The sequence below is a fragment of the Coleofasciculus sp. B1-GNL1-01 genome, assembly GCF_040220235.1.
GTDB lineage: Bacteria > Cyanobacteriota > Cyanobacteriia > Cyanobacteriales > Coleofasciculaceae > Coleofasciculus.
Map to the genome: position 1 here is coordinate 1 of NZ_JAVJTO010000164.1, position 22712 is coordinate 22712.

16 protein-coding genes are annotated in these 22712 nt (G+C 44.1%); 8 read left to right on the plus strand and 8 right to left on the minus strand.

Features of this window, described 5'->3' with window-relative positions; translation table 11 throughout:
- A partial coding sequence (locus RID53_RS35020; RefSeq protein WP_446392479.1) for an IS1634 family transposase occupies positions 1–1356 on the minus strand: 1356 nt, incomplete at its 3' end.
- A gap of 422 nt (positions 1357–1778) precedes the next feature.
- On the opposite strand from RID53_RS35020, the gene RID53_RS35025 reads away from it, so the two are divergent.
- Complete coding sequence (locus RID53_RS35025; RefSeq protein ID WP_446392480.1) at positions 1779–2318, plus strand: hypothetical protein; 540 nt, start codon at positions 1779–1781, stop codon at positions 2316–2318.
- Positions 2319–2544: 226 nt separating this feature from the next.
- Here RID53_RS35025 and RID53_RS35030 read toward each other — a convergent pair whose 3' ends face one another.
- Positions 2545–3885: an IS701 family transposase gene (locus tag RID53_RS35030; RefSeq protein ID WP_446392481.1), complete on the minus strand. Its 1341-nt coding sequence runs from the start codon at positions 3883–3885 to the stop codon at positions 2545–2547.
- Positions 3886–4102: 217 nt separating this feature from the next.
- Between RID53_RS35030 and RID53_RS35035 the strand changes: the two genes are divergently transcribed.
- Together RID53_RS35035 and RID53_RS35040 are read left to right on the plus strand one after the other, a co-directional pair.
- The gene (locus tag RID53_RS35035; RefSeq protein WP_446392482.1) at positions 4103–4936 is read left to right on the plus strand and encodes a protein kinase domain-containing protein; all 834 of its coding nucleotides are present in this window, start codon (positions 4103–4105) and stop codon (positions 4934–4936) included.
- 13 nt (positions 4937–4949) lie between these two features.
- On the plus strand, positions 4950–5735 hold the full coding sequence (locus RID53_RS35040; RefSeq protein WP_446392483.1) for a WD40 repeat domain-containing protein: 786 nt from the start codon (positions 4950–4952) through the stop codon (positions 5733–5735).
- Here RID53_RS35040 and RID53_RS35045 read toward each other — a convergent pair.
- Positions 5713–5892: a hypothetical protein gene (locus tag RID53_RS35045; RefSeq protein ID WP_446392484.1), complete on the minus strand. Its 180-nt coding sequence runs from the start codon at positions 5890–5892 to the stop codon at positions 5713–5715. The genes RID53_RS35040 and RID53_RS35045 overlap by 23 nt on opposite strands.
- A 226-nt stretch (positions 5893–6118) precedes the next feature.
- On the opposite strand from RID53_RS35045, the gene RID53_RS35050 reads away from it, so the two are divergent.
- The 3 genes from RID53_RS35050 (at position 6119) to RID53_RS35060 (ending at position 11253) form a co-directional block, all read left to right on the plus strand.
- On the plus strand, positions 6119–6439 hold the full coding sequence (locus tag RID53_RS35050; RefSeq protein ID WP_446380223.1) for a hypothetical protein: 321 nt from the start codon (positions 6119–6121) through the stop codon (positions 6437–6439).
- Positions 6440–6797: 358 nt separating this feature from the next.
- Positions 6798–7112, plus strand: coding sequence for a hypothetical protein (locus tag RID53_RS35055; protein WP_446392485.1), 315 nt, complete (start codon positions 6798–6800; stop codon positions 7110–7112).
- 556 nt (positions 7113–7668) lie between these two features.
- Positions 7669–11253 carry a GAF domain-containing protein gene (locus RID53_RS35060; RefSeq protein ID WP_446392486.1) on the plus strand — a complete coding sequence of 1195 codons (3585 nt, stop codon included), beginning with the start codon at positions 7669–7671 and terminating at the stop codon, positions 11251–11253.
- Positions 11254–11474: 221 nt separating this feature from the next.
- Here the strand turns inward: RID53_RS35060 and RID53_RS35065 are convergent, their stop codons facing one another.
- Together RID53_RS35065 and RID53_RS35070 are read right to left on the minus strand one after the other, a co-directional pair.
- Positions 11475–12569 carry a ParA family protein gene (locus tag RID53_RS35065; protein ID WP_446392487.1) on the minus strand — a complete coding sequence of 365 codons (1095 nt, stop codon included), beginning with the start codon at positions 12567–12569 and terminating at the stop codon, positions 11475–11477.
- Positions 12566–13759, minus strand: coding sequence for an ATP-binding protein (locus RID53_RS35070; protein ID WP_446392488.1), 1194 nt, complete (start codon positions 13757–13759; stop codon positions 12566–12568). Before RID53_RS35070 ends, RID53_RS35065 begins: the two co-directional genes overlap by 4 nt.
- Positions 13760–14034: 275 nt before the next feature.
- Between RID53_RS35070 and RID53_RS35075 the strand changes: the two genes are divergently transcribed.
- Positions 14035–14307 carry a hypothetical protein gene (locus tag RID53_RS35075; RefSeq protein ID WP_446392489.1) on the plus strand — a complete coding sequence of 91 codons (273 nt, stop codon included), beginning with the start codon at positions 14035–14037 and terminating at the stop codon, positions 14305–14307.
- A gap of 73 nt (positions 14308–14380) precedes the next feature.
- Here the strand turns inward: RID53_RS35075 and RID53_RS35080 are convergent, their stop codons facing one another.
- A complete protein-coding gene (locus RID53_RS35080) occupies positions 14381–15010 on the minus strand; it encodes a CatB-related O-acetyltransferase (RefSeq protein WP_446392490.1) in 630 nt (209 codons plus the stop codon).
- Between the two features lie 346 nt (positions 15011–15356).
- Between RID53_RS35080 and tftA the strand changes: the two genes are divergently transcribed.
- Complete coding sequence (tftA, locus tag RID53_RS35085) at positions 15357–17996, plus strand: hormogonium tapered terminus morphoprotein TftA (RefSeq protein ID WP_446392491.1); 2640 nt, start codon at positions 15357–15359, stop codon at positions 17994–17996.
- A gap of 432 nt (positions 17997–18428) precedes the next feature.
- On the opposite strand, the gene RID53_RS35090 is transcribed toward tftA, so the two are convergent.
- Positions 18429–18839 carry a hypothetical protein gene (locus RID53_RS35090; RefSeq protein ID WP_446392492.1) on the minus strand — a complete coding sequence of 137 codons (411 nt, stop codon included), beginning with the start codon at positions 18837–18839 and terminating at the stop codon, positions 18429–18431.
- Between the two features lie 681 nt (positions 18840–19520).
- Complete coding sequence (locus RID53_RS35095; protein ID WP_446392493.1) at positions 19521–22286, minus strand: helicase-related protein; 2766 nt, start codon at positions 22284–22286, stop codon at positions 19521–19523.
- Positions 22287–22712: the final 426 nt, after the last annotated feature.

A 22712-nucleotide genomic window follows, 5' to 3' on the forward strand; every position in this document is an offset into this window, starting at 1 on the left:
CTCAACTTTGGATAAGCTTTTGTAGGCTTTGACCGTCTCTTCGGCTGTAAACGTTTCTTCGGGGACGGAACTTCTCACCACATATAAACCATCCAATGTAGCTTCTTCATTGATACTTTCAGTGTTTCTTTGGTAAGAGAAGCTATCGGGAGTTATCTGGATTTTGAAATGTTTCGCCACACCATACTTGTTGATCACTTCACCCACTTTTAATCCGATTTCCGCTTCACCCCTTAACGGACATCTTTTCCGTGATGTGGCACTGACTATTTTATTTAATTTCTGCTCTGTGGCTTGCAATAACTCTTCGCGGTTTCTCTTTCTTTCTTCAGCTAAGAAGGGATTCCGACAGGCGACTCGGTTTCTCTTTCTTTCTTCAGCTAAGAAGGGATTCCGACAGGCGACTAATCTTTCTCCCGGATAGTCTTCACAGGTAATTTCAGCTAAGTCTTTTTCATCAAATAGAGAGAGCTGAATGTACGACTGGTTCACCAGTTTCCGGATTTGGCTTGAACGCAGCGCGGTGATCCAATCTACTCCTGCTGTTTCCTTTAGGTCTTCTCGGATTCTCGCTTGTGTGATCATTCCCCTGTCCCCCACCCAGATTATTTTCTTTAATCCAAACCGAGTGCGGACTTTTTCTATTTGTTGCGTTAATGTACTAGGGTCGGCTGTATTTCCTTCAAACACCTCTACAGAAATCGGACATCCTTGGGCGTTACATAATAATCCAAATACTATTTGCAATTTACCTTTTTTTTTGTCTCTATTATAGCCGAATTGTGCTAGAGGACAAGTCTTTCCTTCAAAATACGTTGAGCTGACATCATAGAGAACTAATGTTCCTTCTACTAGATGGATAGACGCTAAGCTGTTTTCTATCTCCTCTTGTCGAGACAGGAGCCAGTCCATGGCTAGATATAGTTCATCTTCATCTGTCCCAGACAATCCTAATCGTTCTCCTAGACTGGACAGTTTGGTCGCTTGTTGTAATCCTCTCGCTGTGGCTAATTTCGATTTGGGGGCAATAATACGTGCTGCTATCATCGATAGCACTAATCGTCTGTTACGTGTGTTTTCACCGCTAATAATCGAGTCTAAGCCGATTTTTTTTATTGTTCCGAGTACGGCAGCGACGTGACCGTGAGGGCGAGAACGGACTATGTTAAACGCCTCCTCGATGTCTTCAATCGCTTTACCTCCCTTGAGGAGAATCTTTAAACCGTCTACCGCTTCATCCGGCAATTTGGACAGGTTAGCTAGAGTCCGTTTTCGCACTTTCTTTCCTTCGCGATAGGACTCACGAAGTAATACGGCGGGTGGGGAATTTCGGTTCGGAACACGTTCTATGTACATGACTACAATTGTCTCACAGATTTTTCCCCAAGAGCATTAAGAAAATCTTAAATATACATGGGTACGCATTGAGAAGGGGAATTGACCAACCAAGAAAGAGGCAAAAGGCGGAGTAAATGTGGTGCAGTCTCGCCCAGAGGACATGGCGTCACCTGCCAAGGAGAACCGTAGTAGGGATAGAAATGTTTGGTGATACTGATGCACAAGAGCAAATAGATGATCTTGTTGACTGGGACGATGATTAATTTACCCTAGACACGATAGCGTTTATCGTTTAATTAAAGTATCCCGAAAATGTTAAAGCTATTGTATTATAGATATTCAACGTCTCTCATCCAAATAAAAACTACTCTATAGGGACTATACCAGCAGCATGAACAGTGTTGATAATTTTTAACTTGAAGAACTATTAAAAAAAAGCAATGTCTATTAATCCAACCGAAAGAAATTTAATTGAGGCTAAAATGTCACCGTTATTGGGACATAAAGCCTGGGGTGTTTCCTTAGGACATGGTAGTTTTATTACGCTAGAGTTTGGCAATCCAGTCAAGCAAGTTGTAGAGTACCGTAATCCAGTCAAGCGAAAGCATGGTAATTTAGTTAAGCGATCAGAATATACTCGTGGAGAGTGGCATCTATGGATTTATCTGTGTGCTTGGCGTTTAGAACAGAATCTTGAAGTGCTAGTCGCTTGTGAAGATTCGCGCTCAAAGATAGCCTTAGAATTGCAAAAAATAGAGGGGATGAATTTAAAAAGTGTGAAATTAATCCCCCCCCTTTGGGATACCCTTTTCACTTTTGATAATCAATTAGCCTTGCGAACATTTTCGCTCTATTCCGATCCGTCAGAACCGGAGGAAGAGGGTGCTGAAGATTGGATGCTATTTATGCCTGATGGCAATGTATTGGCTGTCGGATCGGGTAGTCAATGGTGTTGCGAAAAAAGTTCAAAGAGCAGATGAAATTTGGCTGTTTCTGGAAAAGTTGCACAGCACTCAAGAGCAACTCAAAAGAATGCAACAACAGTAATAACAATAACTAGGGTCTGCTGAATAAGTCTTGTGGTGGGGAGAGGCAATAGGGAATAGGCAATGGGCAATGGTTTCAACCCTCTGTCGAGGGAGAATTCAGCGCTGAGGTCGGCAAAAATTCCAGGATGCAAGACGGTTATAGCGCTCTTATGTCACTCTAGGCAGAGGAAAAGTGGAAATCTATGCTAGCATTAGCTTCGGGTACAGCGCCAGGAAAGCGATTCATCCAAGTGATTAAACGATTTAAGCCCACATCTAAGTAAGGAATAGGAAAGATGTTCAACCAAAACCTTAGGTCATTGTAAGCGAGCAAGGGTTGGAGAATTAAACGCAAGTTATTCAGCAAATTTTTCCAGCCTTCTTTGGCATCCCATCGAGGATGTTCCGACAATAAAAATCCCAGACCTGTTTGGGAAATACAACTAGGGTTTAAGGGACTTTTCTGAGTGGCTAATTTTTGAGAATGTAAGCTCACTAGTAAATAAGCACTACAAACTATCTCCCACCATTTTTCTATATCTGAATAACTTGTCAATCGAAAATCTGCCCATCCTAATTCATTCTTTTTTTGCTTCAAGCCATACTCGATCCAGTTTCGTAATCCATATAAATTCCCCACCTCATAATACTTAATGTTCGGCACTTTTGTCATTACATTCCACGTCTCATTTTTCGGCAATGTTTCCGTATTTGTAGTAATTTCCCAATACCTTTGCCTTCTTTTTTTTCCGTAAATTACTTCCCTGATGTAGCGTACCTGCTTTTTTCCATCGGAGAATATTCGGTCAAATTCCCTCCAATTGTTGCACATTACCCTTTGCCCGCGAGGCATCCAGACCGCGTGATTACTTCTTATTGCCACCACATAATTGAGGTTTAATTCTTCTAATGTCGCCAGAAAATTACTTTCACTTTCTCCGTACAAGCTATCAGCTAATACCAAAGAAAAGTTGAATCCTTGCTTTTTGAGGTCTCTAATAATATGAGCCGCTATTTGGGGTTTCGATAAATAGGGTTCTCCTTCTTTTAGTCGGTTTTTTGGCTTGTACACCTGGAAGGAAAGGACTATTGTCATTCCTTCGACTATCCCGTAAGCTGTTACTGCTACTATCCCCGACTCCACTTTTCCCAAGTTCCCTATATATTGTCGGCTCACATAATCGGTCTTTTTCCCTTTTTTTCTATCCCCCGTTTCATCTATAATTACAATTATTTCTTGCCCTTTTAAAGCTCTTAGTATTACCTCAATTCGCTTTTCTCTTAACTCTTTCAACTCCCAGGGAGACTGACTTATGAAATGGTGCAGGGATTGATGATTTTTTAATCCCACCGCAGCGGCTATTTCGGGTAAACTTTTTCGTTTTATATCAGATAACATCCCTAGATGCAACTGTTTAAATGCTTCAAAACTTCTAACTTCTGGAAATATACTTTTATAGCCGTTGCAACATTCATCGATAAATCTTACTGTCGATCGGGAAACTCTTGCTTGTGTCATATACTGGGTAAGGGTTTCAGCGATTTTTCTTTATTATACTCCTCCCAGAGTGACAATAGAGCGATAGTGTAAAAACCTTGCACTTGTTGGGTCGGAAAATGGCTTGAAACCCCTATCTAGTCTACCTTACACACTTATGCAGCAAGCCCTAACTATAAATTGCAATCCGTTCAAGAGTTGCAGAGCTTTACCAGCTATGTTATTTTAGCCATTTATCATGCGATATTGCCTCAATTTTAACTGTCAGAATCACCAAAATCCTATCGATGCAGAGGTTTGTCAAAATTGTGGCTCAAAGCTGTTATTAGATAACCGCTATTTTGCGCTTAAACTAATTGGTCAGGGGGGTTTTGGTAGAACTTTTCTCGCTGTGGATGAGTTCTTGCCCACTAAGCCACGTTGCGTGATCAAACAGTTTTTTCCGGGTGTCTCCGCGTTCAATTATCGAGAGAGGGCGGCTGAGTTATTTCGCTCGGAAGCAAGACAACTCGAAAAACTCGGTAAACATCCACAAATTCCTAAACGACTAGCCTATATCGAGCAGAAAAGTAGTCAATACCTGATCCAGGAGTTTATCGATGGACGTAATTTAGCTGAAGAGGTGAGTGAGGAAGGCAGTTTCGACGCTACAAAGATTCGACAATTGCTCGAAAACTTACTGCCTTTTCTAGACTTTATCCACGCTCATCGAATCATCCACCGAGATATTAAACCGGAAAATATTATTCGTCGTCAGACTGATCAGCAACTGGTCTTAGTGGATTTTGGTGCTGCCAAATTGGTGGCAGAAACGGCTCTTACCCAAACCGGAACTGTAATTGGTAGTGCTAGGTATGTCGCCCCTGAACAAGCCGTAGGCAAAGCAGTTTTTTCTAGTGACCTCTATAGTCTTGGTGTCACTTGTATTTATCTGTTGACCCAAGTAGACCCTTTCGATCTCTATTCCTTCGCACAAGACTGTTGGGTTTGGCGAGATTATTTGCAGAATTCTGTCGATCGCGAATTGAGTAACATCCTTGACAAGATGTTGCACAGAGGGACACGTCATTAGCCACGATAATCAGATGCTGATTATTAATGGTGATCTAGATCGCACGAGTAATGGTGCTACGACTCTAATGTGGCATTTACCCACAGGTCGCCCAATTCGCCAGTTAAACACAAAGTTTGTTAGTGCTGCAGTCGATATTAGTCCCGATAGTCAAATCTTAGCCTTGGGAGGCAATAGAGGACAAATTGAGTTATGGGATGTACGAACTGGCGAGCAGACGAGTGTCCTATCGGGACATGCTCGCTGGTTTAAGCTTTTGCCAACGATTTCTGCTCTGGTCTATGTTGCCATAACAGATAACACACCTAGCCTGCTCAACCGCCAAGATTCTCAGGAGAATAGAGGCGTACCCCAACAATCGGCTTGGCTTCTTGCGAGTGCTAGTCGGGATAAAACGGTGAGATTATGGGATCTGAAAACTGGGGAATTGCTGAGTAAGTTGACGGGACATGCTGGATGGGTCTATTCAATTGCAGTGAGTCCAGATGGGCAGACACTTGTCAGTGGTAGTGCGGACAAAACTGTCAAAATTTGGCATCGGGAAACTGGGAAATTAGTTCGTACCCTTTCCCAGTTTGAAAAACCGGTTTACTCTGTCACCATCAGCCCAGATGGACAAACTTTGATTGCAGGTAGTGGTGACCCAGCGCTGACTATTTGGAATCTGGAAACTGGTGAATTAGTCAATACCCTTGAAGGACATCCAGAGGGTGTCGCTGCTGTGGCAATGAGTGCTGATGGAGAAACGATGGTTAGTCGCAGTCTAGCTGGTCAAGTCAAAATTTGGCAGCCTGGTTAACCTGAACGGTGGGAACGGGAAACGGGGAACGGGAAACGGGGAACAGGGGAGATGGGGAAGATGAGGCAGGTGATGGAGAATTTTTCCAATCGCCAATCCTCAATCGCCAGTCCCTCATCCCTAACTCTTGCTGATCAGCGTACAGATTGACTATCATGCTATTGGTGTATTACGTGTTTTACGCTATCTTACGGTTAAGTACGTTTTCAGGGTCATCGCAATGGCATAGAAAAGAAACCCGACCTTTGAGAAAAACTCAAGCTAGGGAAAGCTCTCTGATCTATTCCGTTGTCGGTAAGTGCATCTACGACACCAAATTGAAGAGTTCAATCGTGACTACACCAATTGGGTGTATGACTTAACCTTTTTATGTAGGGTTTTTTTTGACAAAACAGTTATTGAATTATCTGTGCGAGGAGTTTATCTTGGCATTCATCCGACTCGCCGATTTGATCATCAATATGGACTATGTTGCAGCAGTGACGTTCAGCACCTACAACGGCTTAGGTGAGGGACAAGAGATCCCTGTTGTAAACATTTGTTTAGCAATTCCAGAGGGGGCATTAGATGGTCAAGCGTCATCATGTATAGGGGATTGCCGGAATTGTCAGGGAATAGAAAAGCTGGAATATGAGAATGATTTAGCGATCGCGATTTGGAATTACTTTACCCAATCCAGTGAGGTGACGGTGCTGTTTGAGTGACACCGCCGGGACATTAGGAGTGATGACTCTTTGCCCCTGCGAGGCATGGCGCGTGAGTTTACCTCCCTCCACTGTCACACCCCTGCTGTCTTATCCCCTAGTTTATGAAGACTCGATGAAACCTCTAAGACTTAGTTGCTGATGCTCGTGTAGTTGACCTATGATAAGGAAAGTGTATTACAAGTTATACGAACGTCTTACAGATTCAACCGTATCTGGGAATGAAAGCCTAGGGTCTGCGATCGCTCGCCTCTTTTGCTTCTGTTCTCCTCAAGGTTGGACACCACCAGGGTAAATCTATCGTTTTCGCTTCAATCCCACTATTCCTGAATGTGGTGTTTTTTTAGGTACTAGCACTATGAGTTCATTCAAATCCGACAATCAATTACGTAATCTCAATCCCTCAACCTCTGAACCTGTATCTTCTGAAGAAGTACAGCAATTTAACCTCGAAAATCAATTAGCAGAACTTGCCGTTCCTTTAGCCCAAGCCTGGAAAGATAACCATCCAGAAGCGCAACCTGCATCAGAAACGGATTTAGATGTTTGTACGTTGGCGGTGGCGATTGAAATGGCGATCGCTGGGGAAGCGGTTGGCGGTCTCATCGGCGCTTTAATTGCTTCTGGTGGGGGTGTCAAGGCGGCTAGTGTGGCGTGTAGACGAGTGCTTTAATCCAATATCGTCATTTGTCATTTGTCATTTGCTATTGGTGAATGAGGACTCTAGCAAAAAATGCGAGTTTATTTTTGGACAACCCTTGAGGATAAGTGTCTGTCGTGTTTTTTAACACCAAATTCAATCAGATGCCCTTTATGATTTTAGATTTAGGTCTAGTTCTCTAATGATGTATAGCAGTACAAAGACAGGTTAGGACATTCTGTACTGTTCACTGTTCCCTCTTGGGATCAACTGATGTCCTTTCCGTACCTCGTAGTGCTATAAGGCTGATACAGGGTATTGGAAAATTAATAGCAATTGCGTGGCTACAGAACGAAAAATAAAACCACCTTGCATATTTTTACCCGCATCTTCTACCAATTTTAGTTGAGTTATAAACCCTTTTGAGTTCTGTTGAGTAGGGGCAATTTTTACCCTATTGTTTTTTGACTATGATGTTACTAAATCCGCCCCCCGCCAATGCCATAATTCTTTAACGTAGCTTGCTGATCAAAGAGCGAGTATAACAATCAAGAATCAACCAAGACTCTCATTTCAAGGACATCATTTCATGGCTACTAAATTTGATCCACTTAACACTTATCACTCTCAATCCCATGAAGACACTTTGAATAGAGGGTATCAAAATAGTGCAACGAATTATCCTAACAGCCAACTCCCTCTTGAATCCGTTCCCCCCCCAGGAATGACGCCTCCAGAGCCGAAGACACAGCCTTCTTTTCTGGGGCGTACTCTTCCAGGAAGCTACCATCGGTTATTATCCCAGAACAGTACTCCCCTGCGGATTCAGTTATTGCAAACCATTTTGCCGGCTGTACTGGTTCCCTTGGGATTAGCGGGATTGGTGACATCTGGAATTATTTCGGGACGCAGCCAAGAACAAACTGAGCAGTTATTACAAAATGAAGCATTATTAACCAGTGATATTGTCACTGAGTTGTTAGCCGAAGCCGAAAAAATCCCCGCAATTGTGGCGCATAATCCGTTAGTCATTAATGCGGCTAAGAATACGGCAACAGTAGCTCAAACTGAAGGGCTGCCGACAATTCCGATTGAGCAGCTTGAACAAACCTTCGCCACAAATAAAATTGTTAAACCCAATTCCTCTCTGAATAGTTATCTTCAGAAAACAGCAGAAGTTAGCGAATTTTCGGAGTTGTTTTTTACCGATAAACATGGGTTTAACGTCGCATATAGTCGCCCGACCTCGGACTTTGTGCAACGGGATGAACAATGGTGGCAAGCAACGAAAACAGGTGAGAATCGATTAATCGAACCGACGTTTGATCAATCGGCAAATACCTTTGGAATTGAACTGAGCCAAGCGATTACTGATCCGAACTCAGGTGAATTTCTGGGTGTGGTCAAAGGGGTCTTACCCGCCGCAGCGTTCGGTACAGTGCTGAATAATTTGCTCTCAGATTTACACGTAGTTGATTCTCAAATCGTACAACTTTTAGCCCTGACCCAAGAGGGTAATATCACTGTCATTCATAACGTTGGGATTCAGGACGGAGAAGGTCAACAGACGGTTGTGGGCGGTGATGCGATCGCGCAAGGTGCCAAAATGTTGCTCGATAGCCTACAATCTCAGAATTCTCAGGCGGAATCAGTAGCGAGTAATGTGCCACTCAAGGATTTAACCATAGAGTCAGTCCCCTCTCAGGTTGGCGATTCCCTCAACAGGGCTAACTTTGAATACGCGGGTCGCCGTTATCTTTTGGTCACCGTTCCCAAAACCAACTGGGTGATTGCGGTTTCCATGGAACTGAGCGACCTCCGCAGCACTGGATCTCAAGCCGCGCTGACCTTTTCCTTAGCGTTTCTGCTCTTAGGCGGTGCGATCGCAGCAATCCTGTTATTTTTAGCCCGTCGCTTGGCAATGCCCTTAAAACAATTGGTTAGCACGGCGGAACAAATGATTGCAGGGGATCTGAATGTTCACGCTGAACCCGTTGGTCCGACAGAAACCCGCCTCTTGTCACAAGCGTTTAATAATCTGGTCACCAGTGTTAAGGGATTATTGTATCAGCAATCGGCAGAAACTCAACAGGCAGAATTATTTGCCAACATCGCCATTTCCCGCGCTCGGACTGAGCGAGATTTAGAGGAAGTCTTCCAGACGGCTGTTCAAGGGGCGTTGCAAATTCTGGACGTTGATCGGGTGGTGATCTATCGGTTCCAACCCGACTGGCGGGGATACATCTCCAATGAAGCCGTCGTTCCCGGTTGGGTTCGGGCTTTGGGGGATAAAATCGAAGACGCTTGTATTGGGGATGCTCTGATCGAAGCCTACAAACAAGGACGAGTCGTACCCACCGATAATGTTTTTGAAGCGGGTTTTCATCCGGATCACCTCCAGTTAATGGAACGGTTACAAGTGAAAGCCAATTTGGTCACCCCCATTCTCAAGGATGAGCAGTTATTTGGGTTACTGATTGCCCATCACTGTAATGCGCCCCATAATTGGCAACCGTCGGAAATTGAGTTTCTCAAAAAGTTAGCGATTCAAGTTGGTTTATCCTTAGACCGGGTGAACTTCTTGGTCGAAAAAGAAGCGGAAACCGAACGGGCGCAACAATTGAATGAAATTACCTCAAGTATTCGGGAATCCGTGACCGTGGAGGAAATTTATAATGCCGCGATCACAGGAATTCGCAAAACCATGAAAACTGATCGCGCTGTTGTTTACCTATTTGACGAAAACTGGAAAGGCACGATCAGGGCTGAATCGGTGGCGGAAGGGTTTCCCAAAGCCTTGGGCGCGAATATTGCTGACCCCTGTTTTGCCGAGCAATATGTGGAGAAATATAAGCAGGGGCGGGTCAAGGCGATTGAAGATATTCAAAAGGCGGGTTTGAGCAAATGTTACTTGGGTCAATTGGAACCCTTTAAGGTCAAAGCCAATTTAGTCGCGCCAATTTTAGCCTATGGAGATCTTCACGGCTTATTAGTCACCCATCAATGTTCCAGTAGCCGGATGTGGCAAGAATCAGAAATGACCTTCTTTAAACAGGTGGCAATTCAACTCGGTTCAGCCTTAGATCGTTTAGATTTCTTAGCCCAAATTGAGCAATCCCGTCAAAAAGCTGAAAGTCTGGCAGAGGAGCAACGTCAACAAAAAGAAGCGATTCAAATGCAATTAGTTGAACTGCTCAATGATGTGGAAGGTGCAGCCAGAGGTGACTTAACGGTACGGGCAGAGGTAAACATTGGTGAAATCGGCACCGTTGCTGACTTTTTCAACTCAATTGTGGAGAACTTGCGGCAAATTGTAACACGGGTACAAGAGTCAGCAATTCAGGTGAATATGGCGGTTGGCGAGGACGAACAAGCGATTCAGCAACTGGCAGAAGCGGCACTGAAACAGGCAGAAGAAACGACTCAGATTTTAAATTCTGTCGAACAAATGACCCAGTCAATTGAAGAAGTGGCAGAGAACGCTCGCCAAGCGGCAGTTGTGGCGGGTACAGCATCCAATACCGCCCAAATGGGTCAAGCGGCGATGGATTTAACGGTAGAAAATATCTTAAATCTACGTGGTGCGATTGGGGAGACGGCGAAAAAAGTGAAGCGCTTGGGTGAGTCGTCGCAACAGATTGCTAAGGTGGTATCTATCATTGAGAAAATTGCCCTACAAACCAACTTACTTGCGATTAACGCCGGGATTGAGGCAGCACGGGCTGGTGAAGAGGGTCAAGGCTTTGCTGTTGTTGCCGAAGAAGTGGGAGAATTGGCGGCAAAATCAGCGGCGGCGACTCAAGAAATTGAGGAAATTGTTGAGAGTATCCAACGGGAAACCGCGATGGTGGTTGAGGCGATGGAACAAAGCACCAAGCAGGTGGTAGAAGGGACACAGTTAGTGGATGATGCCAAGAATAGCTTGGGTCAAATGTTAGAGGTATCCTATCAGATTGACCAATTGGTGCAGTTAATTTCTACGGCTACCGTGTCTCAGACGCAAACGGCGCAAGCGGTGAGTAGTTTGATGTACGAGATTGCCATGGTTTCAGCCCAAACCTCGGATTCCTCGACGAAAGTGTCGAATTCACTGCGAAAAACGGTGGAAGTGGCGCGAGAGTTGCAGGCATCTGTGGGGACGTTTAAGGTTGATCCGCAACTGGATTATGAGTAACCTTTTCTTGACGGTTTAGGGGCTACCTGTAGGGGCAATTCATGAATTGTCTCTACAAGAAAGTAAATCGTAGGGGCGGATTTAGAGATTCTAGCTAGCTTGTCACCAATAACTGAACCACAAAACCCGCCCAAATTCAACCGATATTTCCTGATTGAGGTGATACGTCTAAAAGGGTGGAATAAGTCGGTGGTAAACATTAAAGTTAACGGCTCTTATCGTCATTGGTCATGTGTAAGGGTTTGAGGATTGTTTACATCACTTAATAGAGTTGGGTTTATTTTCACTTCCGTTCGTTGTGCGATTGCATGAGCCAATTTTTCAAATTCTCGGTAGACTTTGCTCACCGCTGATGTATGAGCGCCAATCGCCCCGTCAGCTGGTTTGAGGTGAAAGATTGGCTTACGCGCTTCCTGAGCCATGGGCATTAAACTCTGATAGTTTTTCAGTAAGGCTAAACAATGCCGATCATCAGCTACAGAAATATTATGAGTCAGGGGCTGATCTAATACATCTTCATGATAAACCGTTGGAATACGAGCAATCCAACGTTTGTACGCCTTCACTGGGCGGTCTAATCGGGCTGAATGTTGCAAAACCACGTACCCAATCGGCTGCATTTTGCCTTGGGGAAGCTGTAAATCTGTGGCTAAACCCTTCTTTCCTGGAGAACTTTTTTTGGCTAATCGTTCTTTCCATTCTTCGCGCCATATCCGCAATGTTGGACCCAGATTCCGTAACCCTTGCAACGAGAATAAATCCGGTGACAGCGGAACAACTACATAGTCGGCTGAAATTAGCGCCGCCCGATTAATTGCTCCCAAATTAGGACCGAGATCCAGTAATATCACATCAGCGTTATGAGCTAAAGCTGCTTTTTGCATAATTCTCCAGAAGGCAGACATGACGCGAAACGCTCTTTCTTGACCCCCTCCACCTAAACAATTGGGCCACTGTGCTGAAAGCTCATCCTCAAAACCAGAAAGATATAAGTCTCCGACTAAAAGCCCTAAGTCTCCTCCAAAAAGCGATAACTGAGCTTCTTCAATGAATTCCAGGTAGGGATTATCAATATCACCCGTTCCTTTTAATAGCGGTTGTATACAATCAAAAACTGTATGAGCATCCTTGCCTAACCAAAGTTCTTCCAATCGCTCCTCATCCAGAAAAGCAGCCGTCAGGTTAGCTTGAGGATCGAGATCGGCAGCAACAACTCGCAGCCCCATATCTTTATACATCCAGGCTAAGTGATAAACTAATGAAGTTTTACCCACACCGCCTTTGTTGTTGAAAAAAGCAATAATCGTTGTGTTCATGGTTTTTTCTTAAGTGTGACTAGTAGATGGGCATCTTCGACGACAAATTCTGGAGGTGGATTGCCGTTTTTTTGTAGTTCTTTGCGTGCCAATTGAATTCCGACTCCAAATCGCTGCACATAACCTAAGTTCTTCATCGCTTCGGCTAAATGAGGATTGCGGTAATCGGTTACACCGGGCTGACCAAAGTTTTGCTTAGTTACTTGACCAAACGGACCCCCAGGATTTTGGATCTCGATCCGATCATTAAACCAGGTAATCCGAACAGGGGCGTATGTATTTTCATAAATGCGGTGCATTACAGCATTTCTTGCTAATTGTTGTAGCGCCACAATGGGATAATCAGGTTGTCGCATTTCAATCGGCTGGGCGGTAATATCGGTTGCTATAGAAATATGAGCTTGAAGGGTTGCATCAAGTATTCGGAGTAAATCAGGAAGTGAACCACCAATTTCCTTCTGATCTCTAATGGGATCGGTTAACTCGCTGCCATCAATACGTAGAAATTGGATATAGGCACCGGGAATAAATTGTCGTGGATCACTACCAACAACTAAGACACTCAATACTGTTGGTTTGGGCTGGGGTTCAACTGTAGCAAAGCGCATTGAGGTGAGTTGTTGCTCAATAGAGCGTTCATTTTCTTCTAGGATGTCAATGGCTAAAGAGGAAGGCAAATAAACACGACGAAATAAGTCTAAATCTAGGTCATCTAAGCTAGCCGATGGTAGAGGTAGAATGTCAAACGGTAAATCCTTTGCCCGTCTTTTTTCCGCTAAACGACGCTCTTCTTGTTGTGTAGCTGTTGCTCGGCGCGGACCCACTCGAACCCAAACCCGTCCATTGAAGCGCACAGGTGGAGCATCAGATGGTTCTACGATGACAACCACTAATTCACATCCACTAATTGTTCGTTTCTGTACAATCAGATCAGGAAAAGGTAAGATATTTCCATCAGATCGCATATCAGAGAGGGTTAGCAAAAGTTGGTCAGTAATTGACAAGTTTGCACAAGTTCCATCATTATTAACACCAATAAACAGAACTCCGGGTTGCTGGTGGTTAGGTAGGTCATTGGCAAAAGCACAAATAGCCTGACGAATAATATTTCGGTCAGATATTGAAGCTTTACGTTCCACTCGATCCGATTCCAAATCATTTAGCAGAATTGCCAACTCCTGATCATTCATTCAGCCCTCCTTAGTAATACTTTTAGCTTAACTCGTTGTTTCTATAGTAGTAGTCTTTGGCAGATACGGCTTTAAACCGTCTACCTGTTTGGAGTCGGTGCTGTCTTCGCCACTACCTTGAGGGTCAACTGAATATCGGGATTTGAGCCAAATGCAGAAGATAAGTATACACTGGGTAGATCGGAAATTGCTGAAAACATTAGATCCGAGCGTAATCCAAGATATGATGCTCCTGAAAGCAAGGATCTTTAAATGGATTTGGAGAACTAAACTGAATGAGTATTTGGATACTCGATACCGATCATGTTACGCTATTACTCCAAGGGAATCCAGATGTTTGTCGTAGGTTTAATCAACGTTATCCCAACTTGGCTACGACAATTGTCACCGTTCAGGAAATTTTCAATGGTTGGATTGTTAAGATTAATGACCCAAGTCAATCATCAAATTTAGTTAAACTTTACCAAGTAAGTGAGGTACACAGACAGATCCCCGACTTCTTCAAGAAGTCGGGGATCTTGCTTAGAGACTGTACCTCATCAACCTGAAATCTGCTGTATGTCTGGTTAGGGTTTGAGTGAGTGACAGAGAAAAACGCGATCGCACTCCAACTCCACCCCGTCATACCGCGTCACGCAACGCCTGTATATTTGAACCACAAATGGCGTTCAGATTACGGGTAATCTTCTCAATATCCCAGTTCCACCATTGAATTTCTAACAGTTCATCGATAACGTTATCGTCAAAACGCTTGCGGATTTCTCGCGCCGGATTTCCACCGACAATCGTATACGGTTCAACCGGGCGAGTTACCACTGATGCTGTGGCGATAATTGCCCCATCTCCGATGTGAACACCGGGCATAATGGTGGCGGCATACCCAATCCAAACATCATTCCCAATTACTGTATCTCCTTTGTGGGGGAAGCTATCGGGCATAGCGACTTCCCAACCTGAACCAAAAATTGGGAAGGGATAATTTGTCAACCAATCGGTGCGATGATTTCCTCCATTCATAATAAATTTGACATCTGAGGCAATCGCGCAAAATTTGCCGATGATTAGCTTATCGCCCTCAAAATCAAAGTGATATAAAACATTTCGTTCAAAGTTTTCGGGATTCTCGAAATCATCATAATAGGTGTAGTCACCAACAATAATATTCGGATTCTTGATAATATTCTTTAAGAAGACTAACCGCGTTTGGTCGGCTAATGGATATTTGCTGTGGGGGGAAGGTCCATAAATCATGAGACATGCTAGCGACTAGACGTCACCACTACACCAATAAAGTCCGCCCGGGCGGACTGGAATGATCGAGAAAATAGATAACTCGGATTTGGTATAACGCGATCGCAGGTTCCGAGGCTAGTTCTTAATCAAATCTTAAGAGTTGCAGCCTTGAGTTTGATTCAATTGACTCTAACCTCTCTTGAACAAGAAATCCCCTTAAACCCTGGAGATAAATTTTGTCTGCTGTACTAAGAAATGTTAACAAGTCTCAAATCCTTACTGTTGCCTAATCTCAACCATTAACTTGAATTTTGTCCGACGACTTAGGCAATATAATACAATAACTAAAATTGCTCTAAATTATATGGCTTTAACGCTTAAAATAGTTGAAGATACCCTCCTCAAACAGCGACCTGTCGATAGTAGTCAAATCTCTAACCCTGATGACCTTTATGGTCTGACGCAAGGGACAGAGTTAGCACTGCACAGTTGGGACCCTCAGGACGGAGAACCTCACCATATCCGGGTGGCGTTTGCCAACCACCTCTTCAACAACAAAAATACATGGTACGCCTTTACCGACCACATTCAGATTTGGGACGGTGAAACTGTGGTATTACCCCCAGTGTCTCCCCCTGGTTCTACCGAAGTTCTGTTTAATGTGCGTTCCTGTTCCACCCATGTCGTGCGGGGACTGGATCAACAGGTGATTGATGAGATGAACTTCCTCACACCTGACACTCTGGTCAGTTTTGAAGACTTGAATGTGCGTCTGGGAAAAGCCGTGTGGCCCTTCCTCCAGCCTGGTGCTAAAGCCGCCCTGGGGCGGGCAATTCGCGATCGCGGGATTCCTCTTGTCGTCAACTCCGGATATCGTACCATCGCCCAACAGCTTATCCTCTACAATCACTATCGAGGAGGTCGTCGCTGTGGGATTCAACTCGCCGCCCGTCCGCCTCGCAGTAATCACCAAAGTGGTTTAGCGATCGATATCCAAGATACCGATGGCTGGCGTCCCTTTCTAGAACGACATGGCTGGCGATGGTTGGGTCCGAGGGATTATCCTCACTTCGACTATATTCGCGGCGGACGTGATATTCGTAGCCTAGCGGTACGGGCGTTCCAACGGGTTTGGAATCGATACAATCCCCAGGATCGAATTGCTGAAGATGGGGGCTATGGACCTGCCACTGAACGGCGACTGAATCGGAGTATTATCGGCGGTTTTGGGGAAGTCTGGCAAGGCTTTGAAATCATTAAGTTGACAAGTCCCTACATGCATGGTGATGATGTCCGCAAAATCCAGCAAGCGTTAGCAGATGCCAAAATTGATGTTGGGGTAGATGGCGTGTTTGGACCAGGAACTCAAGCAGCAGTAAAGCTGTTTCAAAAGGCAAGGAACCTAATTACTGATGGTGTGGTGGGACCCGCCACTCTGGTACAACTGGGATTTTTCGGCGCACCTGTGGTTATCTCACCGCCCGAACCTGAACCCAAACCCACTCCAGAACCTGAACCCGAACCCGAACCCGAACCAACTAAACCCACGCCTCCACCAGCCAAGGCTGTCGGGCGCATCCTTATTTCTGCGGGTCATGACCTTAAAGATCCCGGCGTTGTTGCTTTAGGGACGACGGAAGCCGAGGAAATGATTCTCACTCGTAACGCCTTGGTGCAGGAACTCCAGTCACGAGGGGTTAATTTCCTTACGGTACCCGATGATCTGGATCTGGGCGGTACAATCAAATGGATTAACGATCGCGTCCTGCCTGGGGATGTGGCGATAGAACTGGGTGGTAATGCCTTTAATGGTTCAGTTCGGGGTACTGAAGCCTATTATATTGATGGAAATGAAGACCGCAAAGACGATGCTAAGTTGGTCTTAGAGGCATTCTTGGAGAAAGTCCCCGAACTGCGTTTACCCGGAAAACCCCTCTCTCGTGGTGTTAAACCGGATACCTTGAGTGCCAAAAATCAGCTTCCGTTTTGTCGGGAAGTCGCCGCAGCGTCGATTATCTTCAATCTCTGTTTCCTCGACAATCCCGAAGACTTAACCTTACTTCAAGAAAACCGCGATCGCTTTGCCCAAGGTTTAGCGGATGGCTTGTTGCAGTGGAGTGGTCAAACGGCAAAATCGGATCAAACGTCACCCCATTTCCGACTGATTAATATCAAAATTCAAAACTACGACCATGACGAAAAAGGGCTTCTGGTCAATGGGAATTCCTATATTCCGGCGGATCTGGTAGAGAATTTAGGTGTTGATCTGACTGTGGAATCGGATATTCGCCAAATCAGTTATGGCAATGTCGTGTATGTAAAAGCGGTTGATCTCCAACCTTTTAATATTTCTGTCGGCTGGGATAGTGATACCAGAACGGTATTACTGAATACAGCCACTCAAACTGATTTGGATGAATCGGACAAGATTATCTGGTTTGGCAATGCTACAGAAGCGGATTTGAAAGCCTTTCTCACCAGTAATAATGACAAAGCCCTGGATCAGTTCCCTGACATCCATACCATTTACATTGAAGAGGCGGAAAAAGAAGATGTCAATCACGACATTGCCTTTTGTCAGATGTGTCTGACGACCAACTTTTTACGCTTTGGCGGTTTATTACAACCGGAACAGAATAACTTTGGCGGTTTAGGGACAGCCAATAGTGATCCGGCGGGTGCATTTTTCCCGGATATCCGCACAGGTGTGAAAGCGCACATTCAGCATCTCAAAGCCTATGGAACGACTGCACCGATTGAACATCCGCCCATCGTCAGTCCTCGGTTCCAGTTCGTCTTACGCGGGAGTGCGCCTTCGGTGTATGACTTAAGTCGGCGCTGGAGTGCTGATCCGGAGTATGGGAATAAGATTATGGCATTGGTGCGGCGTTTACATGGTGTGGTGTCTGATGTGGAAGACACGCCTCAATCCTTCTTTATGCGTTTGAGTCATACGGTAGCGCCCATAGAAAATAACGGTAGCGATAGTCCTTGTGGGCTTTAAACCTTACCCTGTTGAAAAGGAAATCGCGGCTAGACAAACCAAGTCCGCCTAGTGGTCTGTCAACCTTAAATTGACGGGTTGAGGAACTGTAGGTTGGGTTGAGGAACGAAACCCAACTCCAGGTTAGTCTGTTGGGTTTCGCTATCGCAAAGACCCAGCCTACTTGAACTGTATAGCGCTACGCGCTGGGCAATGGGCAATGGGCAATAGGCAATAGTGAAGGAAAACGCTTACCTGATAAGGGATTGAGCGATTTGATGTTTTCTTGATATGTCCTAACGAGAGTGCGTAGTGCTATAACATTCGGTCAGGGCGGGTTTAGTCACATCTGGGTAAAAAAGAAATGATAATAGTGAAACCCGCCCCTACAGGCGGAATGCCAAAAGCATCTCTACACTTCCCCAATCCCTAATACTTATACCCAATGTGGGTTTAAGGCGAAAGAAGTCGATACTTCACGTTCACCACTTGCTCACTATCCAGGGATGATCCACCCGCCGAAACCTCCAAATCGCTTAATTCTAAATGAGTGGAGGGGTAATCGTCTGAATCAGACGGCGATTCTTCAGCCGATAATTTTATGCCAAATAAGGAGATGGAGGGAGTTTCATTCTCAGATTCATTATCGGGTAATGCGACAGATGCAGGTTGAGATCTGGATGAAGCTTGAGGGAAAAATGTGGTGTTATCGTTTAGGCTACGACTATCGAGTCCCTGTAGCGACTCACCTGATAGGGTGGCGTTGTCGGATTGAGAGGGTTCAATGGGCATAGCGCCGACGGTTGGTGTCAAGCCAGCGACAAGTACGCCAGCGCCTAAAGGGATGATTATTTTACGCATCATTACCGTTGTCCTCGGAATTGAATGGTTGATTTGGGTAGATACACCCAGTCAGTTGATCAAGTGGCGGTGAAGCATTTGGGGAAAAAATTTTGGACGAGTATTCTAATCGATGATCCGGCAAATGCTGAACTGATTTCACCGGGTTTGTGTATTATTAAATACATTTTTTGGGAAAGTTTTTGCTCGTTTCCCATGAGATAAACTGACTTAATTCTAAACTTTAGCAATGTATTGAATCTAGCATATCTATCCAAAGGCAAGTCATCCTGCGATCGCGCCCTCATCCACACAACCCGTAGGGGCGGGTTTAGGGATAAACATTTGACATGTAACCGCTAACTATTCTACAAAACCTGCCCTCCCCGTTGCCATGGCGATTGAAATCGCTGCTACACAAACCAAGTCCGCAAGGTAAGGACTAGGTTATAACGGGGTAGCTAACCCGAATTTGGGATGAAAGTGCAACAGAACAAGACATGCGATCGCGCTTCCCATCGGTTTAATTCTGCGACAGATTCGCCATCCATCCAAATAATGTCCTATGTCCTCCAGACGCACCATGGCGCATCTCTAAACCTTCTCCATCAACCTTGGCGAGGATAGCGATCGCTCTAACCCACCTACTCGAACTTTATCTCCTAAACTGACTCAATTAAACCAATATCAACACCAGATAAACACCTATTTAAAGTTCAGCCAGTCTTTGACTGTATCATTTTCTTGGGCAGGTTTCAGGTATAGAGTACATTCTCTAACAATTTCTTCTGGATTAATACCTTCTTTATCACACCACTTGTTGATGCAAGCATCACTCAATTTTTCTACTTTATCGAAGTCAATCCAAGCCGTTTCTGTATCTTCAGTGCAGGCAATTATATCGAGCAGCTTGACCACAGTTGGTTCCCGCAGTTGTTGAGTTTTAGGCTCATAAACAAGTCCATGATATTTTCCTTGATAATTGAGCAAAACGTAAATCGAGGGATCGGATTCTGAATAAATCTTAGCGCTGACAATATCGCTAGGAATGTTCTTGGCATAATTACGATTAAGCTGTAGTTTAGCTGTGTGCTGGTAGTAGGGTGATATATCCAAATTAGCTAATTCGTCTATATCTAATTGCCCTGATCGGATAGTCACAGGTGATGTTATATCTGGCATATTAATTTCTTGAGTTCTTTCCATAGTTAAAACGGGCAATTCAATTAACTTTCGAGATTCACTATGACGTTCCATCAGTTTTTCCCAACGTCCCATGATACCTGCTAACTCATAGTGCAGATTACTCTCATTTATTAAATTAGGAACAAACGTAAATACTTGTACGGTTCGTGGAGAACGCCAAAAGCGGAGTATGCGTCCAGCCCGCTGAATAGGACCAATGGGAGTCCAGTCTATATCGTAGTTAATGACTACAGAGGCATCCTGCATATTCACACCGACACCATGAGCATCTGTTGAAATGAATACATCATAATTTTCTTCATACTTGTCTTCCGCATCATTAGCCACAGGTGCAAATTTTTGAATAATTCTTTCTATCTCTTTAGTTTCTTTCATTTCATAGTTATTAGATGCAACCTCATCGATCGTGGCGATTACGTGTAGTGAAGGAATTAATTCATTTAATTTTTGCTGGAGGTAAACTACAGTCGCTCTTCGCTCACAGAATATAATTACCTTTTCTTGTTGAGTTTGTAGTTCTCGAAGGATTTTACAAAGAGTTTCTAGTTTTACATCTCGACATTTTTTAGACGTTAATTGTTTCAGTATAGGCTGCAATACTCGCTCTCGCTCTTTGCGCGTAAATTTAAACTCCAGCTTTTCAAAAACATACTGATTTTTACCATTAGGTGTATCAATGGTGCGCTCAAGCACTCCACGGAGAGCTAAAGGAGAACTTGCCCAAGCAACTTTGACCAACTTCTCTATACTTTTCTTAAACATAGGGTTGCGAGAGTTTAGGTCAAAGTAACCATCAGCGATAATGGGAGTCAAAGATATTTCCAAGGGTAAAGGAAAGTCAATACTATGAAGTATTATTTTGGGTATATAGCGTTTCTCCTCGCCAAAGTTTATATAAATTTCCTGTTCATCCAGTTGACCATAATATCTAGCTACGTGCGGTGTCGTTAGTTGAGAAGTGACAGGTAGATGAATAAATTCTTCAGGCTTTTCAATATGCCATGCTCGCGCATCATCTATCCAATCTGGCAATAAAGCCCGATTTTCAGAGGTATGAGGGAGTAAAAATAACTGGTTGTTTAGATTTTCAGTGTTTTTAGCATAAGGTGAACCCGTTAAAAGTAAAACTTTGGAAGTATTGGCATGGCATAGGGGTTTTAGCCATTGAAATGCCTGACGTTCTACTTTCTGCGATTGTTTATATCTTCTATTGCTCAATCTATCTGTGTAGCGGTTTCTAAACTCATGGCTTTCATCTATGATAATCAGCCAACGCCGCTCTTGAGTAGTTTGTAAAATATCCTCAAAATCTTCAAGACTATGATCCCTCTCATAACTTTTTTGATCCAGCGCTTGACGAATAAAATACTTACAGGATAAGCTAGCGTCAAGCATTTCGCGTTCCCAGGTCTTTTTTACTGGCTTCGGTCCAATAACAATAACATTATCAATTGCATCTTCTTCACGCAGATGTAATGCTACATGAACGGCGACTACAGTTTTACCTAGTCCAGTAGAAGCTACCAGCATCGAGCCACTAAAGTCGTGTATTTGACGTAGCGTTTGAGTAATCATATCTTTCTGGTAACTAACCGGAGATTTTTTATAGTTAGCTTTGACAGGCTGAAGGTCCTCCAGAGCCAACATAGTCTTGAGATAAATGTCCCAAGGACGCACACAATCAAGCCAACGGCGGAGGACTTCTAAGAGTTCCTGAGAGATGTCTTGTGCTTTGGCAAAGAAATCATCAAATTCTTGAACCAGTGCGACAATTTCACGGTGTTTAGTGATGATACAGCCACCCTCAACTTGCTCCATCAAACCACGTCCCGTTAGATTAGATGAAGTCTGAATTGCTAATGTATTGTCTATCAAGTAAAGTTTGTTATGGTGATCCAGCGCACGAGCATCCACAATGTAAACCTGATCCGATTGCATTCTTGCGACTAAATCAAGCACGGTTTGTCGTCGATCTCTATCTAAACCAGTACGCAAATCGCGCATGATTTCACTAATCAAAGCTTTCCGCGCTCTCTCTTCCCCCGGTTCGTCTAAACCCACTAACAGATAAACACGTTTACCATCTGTATAAGTTCTGATCAGTCTCCATCCCCTGATCGTGAAAAAGCCAGAGGCAATGCGAATCTTATTTTTGCCAGCTTGAAGGTGGTGGCGAACACGTTCCAAGGTTGTTCCTTTCTTAAACCAAGTTTCTCGTAACTGATCTACCGAGTCAATTGATAAGTTATTCTGAGCGTTCATCATGAATTTCCTTAGCTTTCTAGAATATCGATTCAGTAGTCGAATTATTTACGACAATCTTCAAAAACGGTAACATAAGATACAAAAGCCTGTTTACACTCTGTAGAAACTAAGATATCGTACCTTTCTCAGTAAGCCCCGACATCTGCCAAAAATCTCCTCAAGTTCTAAGCAAGGGATCTACTGTCCATTAAACAGTTGACTAAAACTTTTATCCAATCAGCTATTGCTGACTTGAGCTTTTGCTTCCTTGGGTTTACTAAGTTTAAAACACAGCTTCGGGAGCATGTCAGGGAAAGCATATAACCTTCAACCTAACCCACTCTCGTTGGGTTTCGTTCCTCAACCCAACCTACACAGGTGACATGCTTCCCACAGCTTCTCACCTAAAACAAACAAAAAATAGGGATGATATTCACCATCCCTACT